Source organism: Vibrio tritonius, assembly GCF_001547935.1.
Classification (GTDB): domain Bacteria; phylum Pseudomonadota; class Gammaproteobacteria; order Enterobacterales; family Vibrionaceae; genus Vibrio; species Vibrio tritonius.
Window position 1 is genome coordinate 607,829 of the sequence record NZ_AP014635.1, and the last position, 16,816, is coordinate 624,644.

Sequence of the window (16,816 nt, forward strand, 5' to 3'; positions counted from 1 at the left end):
TTATTTCAGAAGGTCGATCATCTTCAATACCATGGCTGATGAACTTTGTGCAGCTAAAGGCAAAAATTCATCGAATGACATAGGTGATTCTTTATCCGCTACGTCAGAAATAGCACGTACCACAACGAATGGTACATTGAATTGGTGGCAAGTTTGCGCAATAGCTGACGCTTCCATTTCTACCGCAACCACACTTGGGAAATGGCGACGAATGTATTCTTGTTGCTCTGCTTTACAAATGAACGCATCACCAGTACAGATAAGGCCGCGAACCGCGTGTTTATCAGCTAAGCTTTCAAGTGCTTTTTCCGCAACCGACATGAGGTTTGTATCCGCGTGGAACGCCGCTGGTTGACCGGCCATCTGGCCCATTTCGTAGCCAAAGGCAGTGACATCAGCATCGTGGTGACGCACTTCGCTAGAGATAACAACATCACCCATAGTCAAAGAAGCATCGAAACCGCCAGCTGAGCCTGTATTTAATACTACATCTGGTTGATATTCGTTGAGCAAAATAGCAGTACCAACCGCTGCTGCCACTTTACCGATGCCAGATTGCAGTAGTACCACATCTACACCATTAATTTGGCCTGAATAGTATGTGCCACCTGCTTTGCTAACTGTCTGAACATTTTCCATCGCGTCTTTTAGAATCGCGACTTCTTGTTCCATCGCACCAATGATGCCAATTTTCATGGTATATCTCTTTGTTGTTTTTTAACGAATAAGCCTGAGTTTAACATGACCTTTCTATGAGAATCGAGTTATGGTGTGTCGAGTAACCCACCTAAGACGAGCTTTTCTCGTAATTCTTCAGTTCGACGACGATTAGAGCCAAAATCGGGGTACTCGTTTCTCGATTGTGAGCGAACAATTAACTGGAAGTCGGATATCTTCAGTTCTAAATCATCGACAAGTCGCAATATTTTAGAGGTGCATTCGACACGCACGTAGTCGCTGTCCTCGTCTCGAACAGCGATTCTTGTTCCTGGAAGAGTTAAAACTACACGCTCAACCTGCTCTAAGGTCACTCCGGGACGAAGAATAAAAGGGGCGAGATGAACTTTTTCGCTAGTATCTGCGGTGGAGACACACTGCGTATCCGCACGACATGGTTTTGTCGTACGATCGTTGGTGGGCTCAATGCCTTGACTACAAGCGCACAAGACACAGGCAATAATGATAAGAGAGACCGATTTAAACATGACTGCACCCCGAGTGCGTAATCAAATTACTTAGTATTTTCCCTTAGAGCACACTTCTTCAAGCAAGCCTGCACTTGTGTGAAGTGATTCGGGTTGCTTTGTCTGATCACTCAAATCTAATGTATTTTATCTTGGTTTTACATCCATCTTGTGACCAGAGTAAAGACGTTGCAATTATAGATCGTGCAACAAAAAAAGGATCCATATCTCTATGAATCCTTTATCAAATATCATTTTATGTGCGCTAAGGCACTAAATATCAAGAAAATCGAGGATACCGTTTGCTGCTTTACGACCTTCATCGATAGCAGTAACCACCAAATCAGAGCCACGAACAGCATCACCACCGGCGAAGATTTTTGCGTTGCTGGTTTGGTATTGGAACTCTTGTTTACTTGGCGCTTTAATGCGGCCGCGTGAGTCCAAGTCAACACCAAATGGTTCTAGCCAGCTCATTTGGTGAGGTTGGAAACCAAATGCCATGATAACTGCATCGGCGGGTAATACATGTTCGCTACCCGCGACAGGTTCAGGACGGCGACGACCGGCTTCATCCGGTTCGCCGAGTGCTGTACTCACCACTTTAACGCCAGTCACTTTGCCTTGCTCGTTAACGCGTACGCCAAGAGGTTGCAGGTTGAACATGAATTCCACCCCTTCTTCACGGGCGTTTTTCACTTCGCGGCGTGAACCCGGCATGTTCTCTTCATCACGACGATAAGCACAAACCACTTGTGAAGCACCTTGACGAATCGAAGTCCGTACACAGTCCATAGCGGTGTCACCACCACCAAGCACTACCACTTTTTTACCATCCATATCGATAAATGGGTCGCTGTTTTCAAGATCCATTACTTTGTAAGTATTAGAGACCAAGAATGGCAGTGCGTCGTAAACGCCATCGGCATCTTCGTTTTCAAGTCCAGCGCGCATGTACTTGTAAGTCCCTACGCCTAAGAAAACCGCATCGTATTCATCGAGCAGCTCTTGCATTTGAACATCTTTGCCCACTTCGGTATTTAAGCGGAATTCAACCCCCATTTCGGTAAAGATGCGGCGACGGTTTTCCATCACGCCCTTTTCCAATTTGAATGAAGGGATACCGAAGGTAAGCAGGCCGCCCACTTCTGGGTAGCGGTCGAATACCACAGGTTTAACGCCATTACGGACAAGAATGTCTGCCGCGGCTAGACCTGCTGGACCTGCACCAATGATGGCAACTTTCTTATCTGTCCATGTCACTTTGGACATGTCGGGTTTCCAGCCCATCTCAAAGGCTTTATCGGTGATGTATTTTTCAATATTACCGATAGTTACGGCACCGAAATCGGCGCTGAGGGTACACGAACCTTCACACAGGCGATCTTGCGGACAAACGCGGCCACACACTTCAGGAAGACTGTTGGTCTGGTGAGAGAGTTCTACTGCTTCAAGAATACGCCCCTCATTAGCCAGTTTTAGCCATTGAGGAATGTAGTTGTGTACAGGGCATTTCCATTCACAGTAAGGGTTACCACAATCTAAGCAGCGATCCGCTTGTGCGGTCGCTTGTTGCTTAGTGAAGGGTTCGTAGATCTCTACAAACTCAATTTTACGGATGTTGAGCGATTTTTTAGCCGGATCAACACGTTTTACATCGATAAATTGGTAAACATTCTGGCTCATTGTTTCTTGGCTCCTTCCAATTACTGTGCCTGAACACGAAGTTCTGCTGCACTACGGCTTTGGTGACCCAGAAGAGTCTGAAGATCCGCGGCTTGTGGTTTAACAAGGTAGAACTTAGGAATCCATTCATCAAAGTTCGCTAAGATGGTTTCTGCGTAAGTAGAGCCGGTTTGCTCTAAGTGCTCTGCAATCAAACCACGCAAATGTTCTTGGTGAATGTAGAGATCTTCCAGTGACAGTGCTTCAACGGATTCTTCGTTGACACGGCCTTGGAAATCGCCATTTTGGTCAAGTACGTAAGCGAAACCGCCTGTCATACCTGCGCCAAAGTTAACCCCTGTTGCGCCTAAAATAGCGACAATACCACCCGTCATGTACTCACATGCGTTATCACCCGCGCCTTCAATTACCGCGATGGTGCCAGAGTTACGAACGCCAAAACGTTCGCCTGCTTTACCCGCTGCAAAGAGCTTACCGCCCGTAGCACCGTACAAACAGGTATTACCAATAATGGTTGCTTCGTTACAAGCAAAAGCAGTGCCTTGGTGAGGTTTTATCACCAGCTTACCGCCAGCCATGCCTTTGCCCACATAGTCGTTAGCATCGCCTGTTAGAATCAGTTCGACACCACCAGCGTTCCAAACCCCGAAGGATTGACCTGCGGTCCCTTCCAACACGATACGAATTGGCGTGGCTGCGAGTCCTTGGTTGCCATAACGTTTGGCAATTTCGCCAGATAGGCGAGCACCGATAGAACGGTCAGTGTTAATCACGTTATAGTAAAGCTCTAATGACTCTTGAGCTTCAACCGCTTTGATTGCATCTTTGACGATGCGCTGGTTTAGCTCACCGTGGTCAAATGGTGTATTGGGTTCGGTACAATGCAAAGGCAAGCCTTCTGGAGAGACTGGTTTTGCCAATATATCAGAGAGGTCGAGTTTGCTCTGTTTTGCCGTCATGCCATTGACAACTTCAAGCAGGTCGGTTCGACCAATCAAATCCGTCAGTTTCTCAACACCTAGCTCAGCTAAGTAACCACGTACTTCTTCAGCAAGACCGGTGAAATAGTTCATCACCATTTCAGGTAAGCCTTTGAAGTATTGCTTGCGCAATGTTTCGTCTTGAGTTGCGACACCTGTTGCACAGTTGTTGAGGTGGCAGATACGCAGGAATTTACAGCCCATTGAAACCATTGGCGCAGTACCGAAACCAAAGCTTTCAGCACCTAAAATAGCGCCTTTGATGACATCTAAGCCCGTTTTCAAACCGCCATCCACTTGCAGGCGGATTTTGTGACGCAAGCCATTGGCAACCAGAGCCTGTTGGGTTTCGGCTAAGCCTAATTCCCAAGGACAACCAGCATATTTTACGGAAGTCAGTGGGCTTGCTGCTGTGCCACCGTCATATCCAGAGATAGTGATTAAATCGGCATACGCTTTTGCAACACCGGTTGCAATCGTACCTACACCGGGTTCAGAAACCAGTTTGACAGAGACGAGTGCATCTGGGTTGACTTGTTTCAAATCGAAGATCAATTGCGCCAAATCTTCAATTGAATAGATATCATGGTGCGGTGGTGGCGAAATAAGCGTAACACCTTGTACTGAGTGACGTAGGCGCGCAATTTCTGCTGTTACCTTATGACCCGGAAGTTGGCCACCTTCGCCCGGTTTGGCGCCTTGTGCCACTTTAATTTGCAATACATCAGCACTGGTCAAGTAATGCGGTGTGACACCAAAACGACCAGAAGCAACCTGTTTGATACGGGAGTTTTTCTCAGTACCGAAGCGACGTGGGTCTTCACCCCCTTCACCTGAATTAGAGAAACCGCCCAAACGGTTCATTGCCGTTGCTAATGCTTCGTGTGCTTCAGGGCTTAATGCACCAATTGACATCGCAGCAGAGTCAAAGCGTTTGAAGAGGTCTGTTGCGGGTTCAATCTTCTCTAAAGGAAGTGATTGGCCGGTTTTCTTTAGCGTCATCAAATCGCGCAGTGTTGCTACTGGGCGTGTATTTACTTGAGCCGAAAAATCATGGTAGTCGTTAGTATCGCCACTCTTAACCGCTTTTTGTAATGTTTGAACGACATCAGGGTTATAAGCGTGGTATTCACCACCGTGAACGTATTTTAGTAGCCCACCGTGTTCGAGAGGTTTGCGTTTTGCCCACGCTTTGCGCGATAAGTTAAATAGGTCTTGTTGGAAATCGGAGAAATTCGCCCCTTGAATGCGGCTAACAACGCCTTTAAAGCAAAGGGATGTCAGTTCTTTATTCAAGCCAACTGCTTCAAACAGTTGTGAACAACGATAGGATGCCACGGTCGAAATGCCCATTTTCGACATGATCTTATACAAGCCTTTATCGATGCCATACTGATAGTTTTGCATCACATCGCGATAGTTTTTATCAATTGCGCCATCGTCGACCAACTTACCTAATGTTTCGTAGGCGAGGTAAGGGTAAACCGCAGTTGCACCAAATCCGAGTAGTACCGCAAATTGGTGTGGGTCACGGGCGGCTGCAGTTTCTACGATAATGTTGGCATCACAGCGTAATTGAGTATCAACTAAGCGTGTTTGAATCGCACCAACGGCCATTGCTGCTGGAATTGGTAATTTGCCTTTAGTGAGCGCTCGGTCGGAAAGAACCAACAATACCGTACCTTCGCGAACTACTTTTTCTGCTTCGTCACATAGGTCTAAAACAGCTTGTTTGAGATCTTTTTCATCTGGATTAAAGTTGATATCCAAGATGGTATTGCGATAGTGCTCGTCATTCAGAGTAAGCAGTTGTTGCATGTCTGAGTAGAGCAGCACTGGCGAGCCAAATGTGACGCGATAGGCGTGACCATCGGTTTCGTTGAACACGTTCATCTCTTGACCAATACAAGTAGCTAATGACATCACGTGTTTTTCGCGCAGAGGATCGATTGGTGGGTTGGTCACCTGAGCAAATTTTTGACGGAAATAGTCGGTAATTAAGCGCTCTTTTGAGGAAAGTACCGCCATCGGAGCATCATCGCCCATAGAGCCGACAGCTTCTTGACCCATATCACCGAGAACACGAAGGATTTGATCAATCTCTTCATTACTCATCGCGAATTGTTTCTGATAGGTTCTTAGTAGGTCTTCGTCAAAGTTTCGCTCGCCCACTTTATCGTCTGGCAAAGCAGAGAATGGTGTGAGTGGGTAAACGCAGCGATCCAGCCATTCACGGTATGGATGGCGCTCTTTTAAGTCGTTATCGATTTCACTTGATTGCCAAATTTTCCCGCTTTGTGTATCGATTACCAGTAGCTCACCAGGACCAACACGGCCTTTTTCTGCCACTTCGTCAGGAGCGTAATCCCAAATTCCAATTTCTGATGCCAGAGTAATTAGCTTATCTTTGGTAATGACATAGCGAGCTGGACGAAGACCGTTACGGTCTAGGTTACAGGCAGCGTAACGACCATCAGACAATACAATCCCCGCCGGGCCGTCCCATGGTTCCATGTGCTTCGAGTTGAAATCGTAGAAGGCACGTAAGTCATCATCCATATCAGGGTGGTGCTGCCATGCCGGTGGCACTAGCATGCGCATCGCACGGAATAGGTCCATACCACCTTGCAGCAGCAGTTCAAGCATGTTGTCTAAGCTTGATGAATCAGAGCCGGTTTCGTTAACGAATGGCGCTGCGCTCTGTAAATCAGGAAGGAGCGGTGATGAAAACTTATAACCGCGAGCGCGCGCCCATTCGCGGTTCCCCTGTATGGTGTTGATCTCACCGTTATGTGCTAGATAGCGGAACGGTTGAGCCAATGGCCAACGTGGTTGTGTGTTGGTTGAAAAGCGCTGGTGGAACAGACAAATAGCGGATTCCATGCGTAAATCGGCTAAGTCTAAATAAAAGCGGGGAAGGTCTGCAGGCATACATAGGCCTTTGTAGACGATCACCTGGGTGGATAATGAACAGATATAAAAGTCATTATCTTCTGTAATTTGTTTTTCGATACGACGTCGTGCGATATACAAACGACGCTCAATGTCTCGTGCTTGCCAGCCTGCAGGTGCAGAAACAAATACTTGCTGAATATCGGGTAAAGAATCGCTTGCAATTGGGCCCAACACTTTCGGATTGGTTGGTACTGCACGCCAACCAGCAACGGTTAGGGTTTCTTGAGTCAGTTCTTTATTGATGATATCGCGAGCTGTTTGTGCTTTAACAGGATCACGGCTAAGAAAAATCATACCAATTGCGTACTGTCGACCGAGCTTCCAGTGTTGCTCTTCGGCGATCAGACGTAAGTATGAATCCGGTTTTTGAAGTAGTAGACCACAGCCATCGCCGGTTTTACCGTCAGCTGCAATCCCACCACGGTGAGTCATACGATCAAGAGCAGAGATTGCGGTACGCACAAGCTTATGACTCGCTTGGCCTTCCATGTGGGCAATTAAGCCAAAACCGCAGTTATCTCGTTCAAAACTTGGATCATATAGAGCCATTGCAATTCTCCCTTCTTGCCTTTCTGTCTTCCAGACAGCAAATGACTAGCTATTCTTGTTGATTATAATTATATGAGTGTTTATGTAATAAAAATGACTAAAACTGTAAAAGAGCTCAGTTATAAAATTTTCACTGAGTTCACAACCTATAGCTAATTGTACAAAAGGTCAAGCCACTGGTGAAAAATCAATCATGCAGGGGGTTTAGAGGTAAGTTCTATTTTAAAGTCTTTAATTTCAATGATTTAAAAAATCATTTGTTGCACTAAAATTCTTCATTTCTCTCACATTATGAGAAATTTAACTAAAATGAGTGTAGATGGTGCTGGTGTGCAAAGTCCAGATATGAGGTGGTTGTCATATTAATGCGGTTATTTTGCAGAGTTATTATCTGACTATTTATTTTATTTTGGTTTTTTACTCTAATTTATTGGCAAGGCCTTTATGAATCCTTTGATGGTGCCTTGTCGAGCCGTTATCTACTGAACAAAACACGATTTTATGTACTTTTCTTGATTTTGATTAGGCTTGCCGTGACTCTGGTCGCCTAAACTTCTTCCGTATTGATATCTCTCTTTTGTACAACGGAAAATGCTCCATGCAGTTACATGAATTGGTGAATACTATCGGCCAAGATTTACAACGTCGTTATGGAGAACGCGTTCATAAGTTAACTTTGCATGGCGGTTTTAGCTGTCCTAACCGAGATGGCACGATAGGTCGTGGTGGATGCACATTTTGCAATGTAGCTTCATTTGCGGATGAGCAAACCCAAATTCAATCGATTGAACAGCAACTCACCAATCGTGCCGGTGAGATTACTCGAGCTAATAAATACTTGGCATATTTTCAAGCTTATACAAGTACTTATGCAGAGGTTCAGGTGCTAAGAAACATGTATGAGCAGGCGTTGAAAATGGCCAATATTGTTGGTCTTTGTGTGGGGACTCGCCCAGATTGTGTTCCGGATGCTGTTCTTGAATTACTAGCTTCTTACGTAGATCAAGGTTATGAAGTGTGGTTAGAGTTAGGGTTGCAGACCGCCAATGACCAGACTCTTAAACGAATTAATCGCGGTCATGATTACGCGGCCTATGCCGAGATAGTGCCACGTGCGCGTGCGCTTGGAATCAAGGTGTGTACACATCTGATTATCGGCTTACCCAAAGAAGGGAAAGAGGATAACCTGCAAACGCTTGCCAAAGTGTTAGAGACAGGAACCGATGGCATTAAATTGCATGGTTTACACATTGTTGAAGGAAGCACGATGGCGAAAGCATGGCATGCAGGAAGGCTTGAGGCGCCCACGCTGGAGTTCTATCTTGATGTTGCGAGTGAAATGATTCGCCGTACTCCACCAGAGATCATTTATCACCGCGTTTCTTCAGCGGCGCGCCGCCCAACGCTATTATCCCCACTCTGGTGTGAGAACCGCTGGTTAGCGATGACCGAGTTAGGCAAAATCCTCAATGAGCTTGGCCCGCAAGGTTCCTTGCTCGGCCAGCCATTTTGTTACACTCTGCCTAATAGTCAGGCTCTCCATCACAATATCAACTAAATAGAGTTGGTTTAGCGTCAGTTTTCTTGAGGTAGTGTTCGGGATACTTTGGCTGGATTGCCCATCGCCAGATGATAGGCTGGGACATCTTTGGTCACTACACTACCTGCACCGATGACAGCACCATCACCAATCGTTACTCCTGGTAAAATAATCGCCCCGCCACCAATCCAAACGTGAGAACCTATGGTAATAGGCTTAGCCCAGCCTATGTGTTGGTCACGAGTTGCTGCATCTAATGGATGATGCGCCGTGTAAATTTGAACATTAGGGCCAATAAATACGTGATCGCCAATGGTTACTGGTGCACAATCTAACAACACGAAATTGAAGTTGATAAAAACGTGACTGCCAAGCGAGGTATTGACGCCATAATCAACATTTAATTGTTTCTCAAAATGCACGTCTTCCCCAATTTGAGAAAAAATTTGTTCCAATAATGCTTGTTGTTCATCGAGCGCTTCTCGTGGCAAAAGGTTGTATTCGGCGACTCTATTACGAGTTAGATTGCGAATTTCGATCAGTTCAGCATCATTAATTGGATAGCGTTTACCCGCCACCATATCTTGATAAGCACTCATGATTTCCCCTGTATACCCAAGTAACCGTATCTTGAGGTCATTTGGGTATATAACCAATAATATAAACCGCTAATACTACGGGGCTGTTATCAGGTAAAAAGAGAAGTAGGTCGAATTTACTTTATTCGACTTACTGTGAGGAATTATTTAGCAATAACTGATATTTAATGAGTTAACGCACTTCCATGAGCTGATATTGCTTAGGGGTAATGCCATATTCTTTTTTGAATAAACGAATATAGTGAGAGATATTGTCGTAACCAGTTTCATAAGCAGTGTCTGTGACAGAAAGGTTCCGCAAATACTGACGAGATTTCTTTAAACGCAGCTTGGTTAGATAGTCTTTTGGACATTGGTTGGTAATCAATTTAAATTTCTGGCTGAAATTAGACAGTGACATATCCACCTCTTCTGCAATATCTGAAATGGACATGTGGTTGCCTTGCGTCGAATTCATTAAGCGAATGGCTTTATTGATTGGATGATGCTGGTGGTGTTGAATAATGTCGTGGCATCCTTGAATTTTCATCAATTCATAGACTAATTCTTGGCTAGTAATATCTACCAAAAATTTCATGTTGGCATCTTCTTCCACCATGATCTCTTGCATGCGAGATTGTAACGCTGTTAGCCGATGGGAAATTGAATCTAGAAAAAATGTTGAATAGGTAATGTCTTTAGCTAACTCGATTTGCAAATTAGCTGACACTTTTTGGTTAACATCATCGATTAAGTGATCGCTAAATTCATACACCAACGCTTTAGTGTATTCTGGCATCGACATATAGACGTTGGAATGGGGTGGTAAAAGGATAAATTGCTCCTTACCGTAAACGAAGCGTTCAGACTGATTAATGCTTACTGTTTTGCTTCCTGAGATAATAGTACACAGGCGAGGTGAGTCATACGAACGATATTCATCGCAAAAATGCTTGGGTAGATCGTAGTACATCAAATTAATGCTATCAGTTGAAAAAGCATATTCGGTTTCAGCTACCTTGTTAAAATTAGAAATTTTATCCATAGGGCACCTCGTTTTTTTATGCCTGAACAGCGCTGATTATAGGGGAAGTTATTCCTATTCACTATATTAGTTTTTATGAGCGTAAGTTCATTATTTAGTCTTTAGTCATTAAATTTAATGAGTTATAAAGTGTAAATACGCGTTATTTGGTGAAATGTGTGATCTGGATTTAGTCCATGGATAAATAAGAAAGGCCCAACAAGTAATGTGGTAGGTCTTGTTGAGCCTGCTTATGTTATTGGTTTAGACAAGAAAGAACGGGTCTCTTCTATACCCTTTCTTTGCGACAGAAGCTTGGGAATGTCACTGACGCAGAAGAAACCAAGTTAACTTAAGCAACGTTTTCCAGTTGTTCTTCGAAGTGGTAAACCACTTTCTTGATATTAAATAGATGTTCAGGACCTACGTTATCAGATACTGAACTGCCACCAACAGCGCCGCAACCTAGCGTTAAAGCTGGTGTTAGGTCGGTAGTTGCGCCAATCCCGCCTAACGCACTTGGTGTGTTAACCAGACAACGTGATACAGGCATACGAAGAGAGAATTCTTGAATCACACTGATGTTGTTTGAGTGAATTGAAGCCGTATGACCACTACCTTCGTTGACTAATAAATCATTACAACGTTGCAGTGCAGCTGCGTTGTCTTCCTCTACATAGAACGCCAAGATAGGAGTCAATTTTTCTCTTGAATATGGGTTAGTTTTACTAACGGTGTTTTGCTCTGACAGTAAGATACGGGTGTCATCTGGAACAGTGATACCTGCAAGTTCTGCAACATATTGTGCTGTTTTACCAACGATTTGTGGGTTCATGGTGCCATTTTCACGCAGAATGAATTGGCCTAGTTGCGCAGACTCTTCGTTAGATAGGAAATAACCGCCATTTTTCACGATCTCATTGCGCACGCGTTCTGCCATGGATTTTTCAACCACAATGGATTGCTCTGATGCGCAGATAACGCCGTTGTCGAAGGTTTTACTAAGGAAAATCTTTTCTACAGCTTTTGTTACGTTTGCTGATTTTTCGATGTAAGCCGGTGAATTACCTGGGCCGACACCAATTGCAGGGTTACCAGAGCTGTATGCCGCACGTACCATCGCTTCGCCACCAGTTGCAAGAATAAGGGCGGTGTCATGGTTGGTCATCAGCTCTTGAGTGCCTTCGAGTGAAAGCTTGCTCATGCAGCCAATAATACCTTCTGGTGCGCCAGCTGCTAGTGCTGCTTCATAGACAACACGTACGGTTTCTGTAATGGATTTGATTGCAGATGGGTGTGGAGAAATAACAATGCCATTGCCTGATTTGATAGCAATCATTGTCTTATAAATAGTGGTCGATGTTGGGTTGGTTGATGGAATCAGTGCCGCCAATACACCCATAGGTACGGCTACATCCATTGTGCGAGTCACAAGATCGGTATTGAGTACACCTATCGTTTTCTGGTCTTTAATGTGCTCGTAAAGCTTTTTACTAGCAAATTCATTTTTCACTACCTTATCAGCAGCATTACCAAACCCGGTTTCATCAGCAGCCAATTGCGCTAGGCGAATGCTCTCACGTAGTGCTGCATCTGCCATGCTTTTTACGATGCTATCGATTTGCATTTGAGAAAATGTTTTTAAGGTGGTTTGGGCTTGAGCTGCCTGTTGGATAAGAGCTTGAGCTTCTTGTACCGACTCGTTAGTTAGGGTTTCACGTGTCATGGGAATATCTCCAATGTTGTACTCATTATGTATGTGAGCTTTCCATGGCGCGGATAATAGCAACGGGGCTTTTTCACAACTAATTCACATTTTAAAAAAATAGCTCATTTTTTAATGACGGAAATGGGAGTGCAAAATACGTGATCTGGGTAATAAAATCGGCCAACTAATGTTATTTTGTAAAATGAAAGGAAATGAGAGAGAAAGTGGGCGAATCAACTAACTTCAATGGGTTGTGATTGAGAAAGCTGACGAATAGGGCATAAACACGCTAGACTAGCACTAATTCATTCCTATGGAGTTTTGAATGAAACCAATGAAGAATTTGGCTCAGTATTATGTCGACTTGTTAGTCAAGCTGGGCATTTTGCGTTTTTCTATTCTCTTAGCGCTGGCGCTGGTTGCTCTCGCCGTTGTAGTTCAAGTGGGGATTACTTTAGCCCTGAAAGGACATGTGGATGACATTGATATCGTCCGCTCGGTCTTTTTTGGTTTGCTTATTACTCCATGGGCTGTTTATTTTCTTTCTGTTGTTGTCGATCAGCTTGAAGAGTCGCGTCAGCGTCTCTCTAAATTGGTTTCTAAACTGAAAGATATGCGCTCACGCGATCAGGAATTGAATCAGAAACTGCAGCAGAATATAGTCAAACTTAATCAAGAAATTGAAGAGCGAATAAAAGCGGAAGAAGCACGTGAGATTGCGATGGTCGACTTGGAAAACGAAGTCCATCAGCGTGAAAAAACGCAACTTGAACTGGCGGAACGTACGGCCTTGTTACGTTCTTTTATTGATGCATCACCTGATCTGATTTATTACCGTAATGCAAAAGGTGAGTTTTCTGGCTGTAACCGTGCCATGGAAGAGTTGACTGGACGCAGTGAGCACGAATTGGTGGGGCTAACGCCGTGGGATGTGTATCGCAAAGAGATTGCTCAATCGATTGTGGAAACTGACCAAGATGTATTCAAAACCAATAGTTCGATTACCTATGAACAATGGCTTGAGTATCCTGATGGAAGTAAGAGCTTTTTTGAACTGCGTAAGGTACCTTTTTATAGCAAAGATGGTGATCACCTAGGCCTAGTCGGATTTGGTCGTGATATTACCGAGCGTAAACGTCATGAAGAGTCTTTAGAGAAAGCGTCACGGGATAAAACCACCTTCATTTCTACTATTAGCCATGAATTGCGTACGCCCCTTAATGGTATCGTGGGTTTAAGCCGTATGTTACTGGATTCGCCGTTGACTCAAGAGCAGCACAAGTACATGCAGACGATCAATGTGAGCGCAGTAACGTTAGGTAATATTTTTAACGATATTATTGATATGGATAAGTTTGATCGTCGTAAGCTGGAGCTTTTCCCTGCATCGCTTGATTTCGATGAGTTTGTGGTTGAACTAGAGAGCCTTTCTACCCTAATGGCAGAGCAGAAAGGATTGCGTTTTGACCTTGACCGACTGACAGACTTGCCCCATTTGATTGAGGTTGATGCAACGCGTCTACGCCAGGTTTTGTGGAATATTATCAGTAATGCGGTGAAATTCACGAAAGAAGGCGGCATTGTGATGACGGTCAGTGCTGAGATTGAAGACGACTTTGCTGATATTATTATGGATATTGAAGATACTGGAATTGGCATTCCAGAAAGTGAAGTCGATAAAATCTTTGCCATGTATTATCAGGTGAAATCAGGTAAAGATAATCTTCATGCCGTCGGAACTGGTATTGGTTTATCTGTGTCTCGTCAGCTGATTAACCTGATGGGCGGTGACATTACGGTGAGCAGTGAAGAGGGCTTTGGTAGCACGTTCACCGTTACGATTCGTGTTCCTGTTATTCATGAGGAGGAAGATCATTCGATTCAGTATGAGTCGCAACGACCTTTAAATATCTTTATGGTCGAAGATATTCCTCTCAATATTACGGTTGCTCGCTCTTTACTGGAATCTTTAGGACATAAGGTTTCTGTCGCGATGACAGGGGAAGAAGCAAAAGCCAATTTTGACCCAGAGGTGTATGATTTGGTTTTCTTGGATATTCAATTACCTGATATGACAGGGTTTGATATAGCCAAAGATTTTCGTTCCCGTTATAAGCAGTTACCACCTCTGGTGGCATTAACAGCCAATGTATTGAAGAACAAAGATGAATATCGTCAAAAAGGCATGGATGATGCTATCAGCAAGCCGTTGTCTGTTGGCGCGGTTCAAGAGGTACTAGCAAAAATGACTGGTAAAGAGCTCCCCCAAACGTCTCAGGTGCAGGAATCGGCGCAGAGTGCGATCGGAAACGAAGTTTATTCAAGGCTTCTTGATTTGGATATGTTAGAGTCGTACGTCAGTATTGTTGGTGCTCAACCTGTCATTGAAAGTGTTCAGCTCTTTGAAGAGATGATGCCTTCCTATTTGGCGGTGTTGGATTCGAATATGGTCGCTAAGGATCAACAGGGTATCGCCTCCGAAGCGCATAAAATTAAAGGGGCTGCAGGCTCTATTGGCTTGAAACATATTCAGAGTGTGGCGCAAAAGGCCCAAACTCCAGACGCCCCAGCTTGGTGGGAAAACATCACCGACTGGGTAGATGAAATCAAAAATGACTATCAGTCTGACATTCAAGTGCTAAAACAGTGGTTAGCTCAAAGGAAATAGTATGAAAAAGTTCGCTTTACTCGCTTTGGTCTGTTTTTTGACCGCATGCTCCTTCTCTCCAAATGTGAACTGGGAGCAGGGTAACTTGGCTGAATTGGCTCACATTGATGTTGAGCTTAAAAGCAATTTGTGGACTGATTTATTACCGAATGCCGATAAGTCAGCTCAAACACGTAACTTAAACGGAACGTTAACACTAACGACTTCTGGCGAGTTGCCTGCTGATTTGACGGTTAAGCAGATCGTGTTAAAACAAGGCAAGGACTTTTGGGTGATCAATGGTGATGACGTAGAACTGCGTACTCAAAGTGAAAATGTTTGGGAGGTGGTTTTTCAAACCGAAATTGCATTGCACTTGAATAAAACCGTCGCTGTTGCTTTAGAGTTGCTTGATAGCGATGGTGATGTTTGGTTAGTTGAGCGCAAAGTTGATATTGACCGGGTATACTAAAATTAGCCTCTTATAAAAAAGCCCTGAATAATCAGGGCTTTTTTGATTAGACTAAATAGTCTTAATCTTCTAAGTCACCACAGAAACGGTAACCTTCACCATGAATCGTTGCGATAATTTCTGGTGTACCAGAAACAGATTCAAAGTGCTTACGAATACGACGAATCGTAACGTCTACTGTGCGATCGTGCGGTTTTAGTTCACGGCCAGTCATTTTCTTCAATAGGTCGGCACGAGTCTGAATTTTGCCCGGGTTTTCACAGAAGTGAAGTAATGCACGGAATTCAGAGCGAGGCAATTTATAACCATCACCACTAGGGCTAATCAAAGAGCGACTGTTGATGTCGAGCACCCAACCGTTAAACTCATATTTTTCTACAGAACGTTTTTCTTCTTGTGAAGCGCTTGCATTCATTGAACGGCTTAGCAGGTTACGTGCACGAATAGTCAATTCACGAGGGTTGAATGGTTTGGTGATGTAATCATCAGCACCAATTTCCAATCCTAGGATTTTATCGACTTCATTATCTCGACCAGTCAGGAACATTAGGGCAACATTCGCTTGTTCGCGGAGTTCGCGAGCGAGCAGCAGACCATTTTTGCCCGGCAAGTTGATATCCATAATCACTAAGTTAATTGGGTGCTCAGAAAGCACATGGTGCATATCTTCACCATTACTTGCTTCAAAAACAGCGTATCCCTCTGCTTCAAAAATGCTCTTTAGAGTGTTACGAGTTACTTGCTCGTCTTCAACAATAAGAATCTGCGGGGTTTGCATTGGCGGTACCTAAAATTGTGAAAAAACTGTGCTAATAGAACTCATTCTAGGCAAAAATATAACATACATGTAATGTTATGTTGATCATAAACCGATGTATTTTGACTAAATGTTCTCTGATCTCGCCCGCCCTCCTTGGGTTGTAATTACAATTGAAGTCTCCCCACTTCAAGGTTCTACTAGGCTATGGGCGGATTTTATAATGTTAACAGCATGCTAACAATGACCAAATGTTAATTCCAATCACTTTGTTGATTTACATCAAGAGTTGTAATCGAAGCGTTATTAACAATCGTAATCAATTGTAAACTGAGGCATTGATGAAAATAAATGCACATCTTTGGCAAAGTTATTCAGAGGTTAAGTTTGACTTTGAACAAGACTTTCTCACAAAATGCTATACCGTGATCACAGCTTGGAACCCTAGAAGTCAGAAGTTGTCACATAGTGAGAATTGCCTAAATAATCAACGTTTACAGGATGAGCTTGTTGATTATGATTGGGTGAGTGTCACTGTTGGTGATGCGAAATTTGAATGGTTTGAGGAAAGTTTTGCCGTTGCCATGGAGTTAGAGTCGGCATTGGAGCTAGCTCGCACTTTTGAACAAAATGCCATCTACTACGTAAGAAATAACATACTGTATCTATATTCTTGCGTAGATTCACAGTACCTCTCCCTAGGCAATATTCAAGAAAAGATAATAAAAACATAGCC

General features: G+C 43.9%; 12 protein-coding genes. 4 read left to right on the plus strand and 8 right to left on the minus strand.

Translation table 11 applies throughout. The annotated features are described in order from the left end of the window. The 4 genes from mtnN to gltB all read right to left on the minus strand — a co-directional run bounded on the left by mtnN (nt 1) and on the right by gltB (nt 7,354). Complete coding sequence (gene mtnN / locus JCM16456_RS02835) at nt 1–696, minus strand: 5'-methylthioadenosine/S-adenosylhomocysteine nucleosidase (protein WP_068712181.1); 696 nt, start codon at nt 694–696, stop codon at nt 1–3. A gap of 68 nt (nt 697–764) precedes the next feature. Next, entirely contained in the window at nt 765–1,205 is a 441-nt protein-coding gene (locus JCM16456_RS02840; RefSeq protein WP_082712206.1) for a DUF1499 domain-containing protein, read from the minus strand. Nucleotides 1,206–1,457: 252 nt separating this feature from the next. Then, entirely contained in the window at nt 1,458–2,870 is a 1,413-nt protein-coding gene (locus JCM16456_RS02845; RefSeq protein WP_068712183.1) for an FAD-dependent oxidoreductase, read from the minus strand. Nucleotides 2,871–2,890: 20 nt separating this feature from the next. Next, nucleotides 2,891–7,354, minus strand: coding sequence for a glutamate synthase large subunit (gltB, locus tag JCM16456_RS02850; protein ID WP_068712185.1), 4,464 nt, complete (start codon nt 7,352–7,354; stop codon nt 2,891–2,893). Nucleotides 7,355–7,952: 598 nt separating this feature from the next. Here gltB and JCM16456_RS02855 point away from each other — a divergent pair. After that, nucleotides 7,953–8,912, plus strand: a complete 960-nt coding sequence (locus JCM16456_RS02855) for a TIGR01212 family radical SAM protein (RefSeq protein ID WP_068712186.1) — start codon at nt 7,953–7,955, stop codon at nt 8,910–8,912. A 17-nt stretch (nt 8,913–8,929) separates the two neighbouring features. On the opposite strand, the gene JCM16456_RS02860 is transcribed toward JCM16456_RS02855, so the two are convergent. From JCM16456_RS02860 to JCM16456_RS02870, 3 genes are all read right to left on the minus strand, one after another. Next, a complete protein-coding gene (locus JCM16456_RS02860) occupies nt 8,930–9,493 on the minus strand; it encodes a sugar O-acetyltransferase (protein ID WP_068712187.1) in 564 nt (187 codons plus the stop codon). 172 nt (nt 9,494–9,665) lie between these two features. Further along, on the minus strand, nt 9,666–10,517 hold the full coding sequence (locus JCM16456_RS02865; protein WP_068712188.1) for a helix-turn-helix transcriptional regulator: 852 nt from the start codon (nt 10,515–10,517) through the stop codon (nt 9,666–9,668). Between the two features lie 331 nt (nt 10,518–10,848). Beyond that, nucleotides 10,849–12,222, minus strand: a complete 1,374-nt coding sequence (locus JCM16456_RS02870; RefSeq protein ID WP_068712189.1) for an acetaldehyde dehydrogenase (acetylating) — start codon at nt 12,220–12,222, stop codon at nt 10,849–10,851. A gap of 316 nt (nt 12,223–12,538) precedes the next feature. On the opposite strand from JCM16456_RS02870, the gene arcB reads away from it, so the two are divergent. Beyond that, nucleotides 12,539–14,872, plus strand: a complete 2,334-nt coding sequence (gene arcB, locus JCM16456_RS02875) for an aerobic respiration two-component sensor histidine kinase ArcB (protein ID WP_408068376.1) — start codon at nt 12,539–12,541, stop codon at nt 14,870–14,872. 1 nt (nt 14,873) lies between these two features. Then, nucleotides 14,874–15,323, plus strand: coding sequence for a hypothetical protein (locus JCM16456_RS02880; protein WP_068712191.1), 450 nt, complete (start codon nt 14,874–14,876; stop codon nt 15,321–15,323). Nucleotides 15,324–15,384: 61 nt separating this feature from the next. On the opposite strand, the gene arcA is transcribed toward JCM16456_RS02880, so the two are convergent. After that, nucleotides 15,385–16,101, minus strand: coding sequence for a two-component system response regulator ArcA (gene arcA / locus JCM16456_RS02885; RefSeq protein WP_068712193.1), 717 nt, complete (start codon nt 16,099–16,101; stop codon nt 15,385–15,387). Between the two features lie 317 nt (nt 16,102–16,418). On the opposite strand from arcA, the gene JCM16456_RS02890 reads away from it, so the two are divergent. Beyond that, a complete protein-coding gene (locus JCM16456_RS02890; protein WP_068712195.1) occupies nt 16,419–16,814 on the plus strand; it encodes a DUF3293 domain-containing protein in 396 nt (131 codons plus the stop codon). Nucleotides 16,815–16,816 lie beyond the last annotated feature (2 nt).

Excerpts from the sequence above, each read along its gene's own strand:
- mtnN (WP_068712181.1), bottom strand. The coding sequence starts at position 696 with ATGAAAATTGGCATCATTGGTGCGATGGAACAAGAAGTCGCGATTCTA.
- JCM16456_RS02840 (WP_082712206.1), bottom strand. The coding sequence starts at position 1,205 with ATGTTTAAATCGGTCTCTCTTATCATTATTGCCTGTGTCTTGTGCGCT.
- JCM16456_RS02845 (WP_068712183.1), bottom strand. The coding sequence starts at position 2,870 with ATGAGCCAGAATGTTTACCAATTTATCGATGTAAAACGTGTTGATCCG.
- gltB (WP_068712185.1), bottom strand. The coding sequence starts at position 7,354 with ATGGCTCTATATGATCCAAGTTTTGAACGAGATAACTGCGGTTTTGGC.
- JCM16456_RS02855 (WP_068712186.1), top strand. The coding sequence starts at position 7,953 with ATGCAGTTACATGAATTGGTGAATACTATCGGCCAAGATTTACAACGT.
- JCM16456_RS02860 (WP_068712187.1), bottom strand. The coding sequence starts at position 9,493 with ATGAGTGCTTATCAAGATATGGTGGCGGGTAAACGCTATCCAATTAAT.
- JCM16456_RS02865 (WP_068712188.1), bottom strand. The coding sequence starts at position 10,517 with ATGGATAAAATTTCTAATTTTAACAAGGTAGCTGAAACCGAATATGCT.
- JCM16456_RS02870 (WP_068712189.1), bottom strand. The coding sequence starts at position 12,222 with ATGACACGTGAAACCCTAACTAACGAGTCGGTACAAGAAGCTCAAGCT.
- arcB (WP_408068376.1), top strand. The coding sequence starts at position 12,539 with ATGAAGAATTTGGCTCAGTATTATGTCGACTTGTTAGTCAAGCTGGGC.
- JCM16456_RS02880 (WP_068712191.1), top strand. The coding sequence starts at position 14,874 with ATGAAAAAGTTCGCTTTACTCGCTTTGGTCTGTTTTTTGACCGCATGC.
- arcA (WP_068712193.1), bottom strand. The coding sequence starts at position 16,101 with ATGCAAACCCCGCAGATTCTTATTGTTGAAGACGAGCAAGTAACTCGT.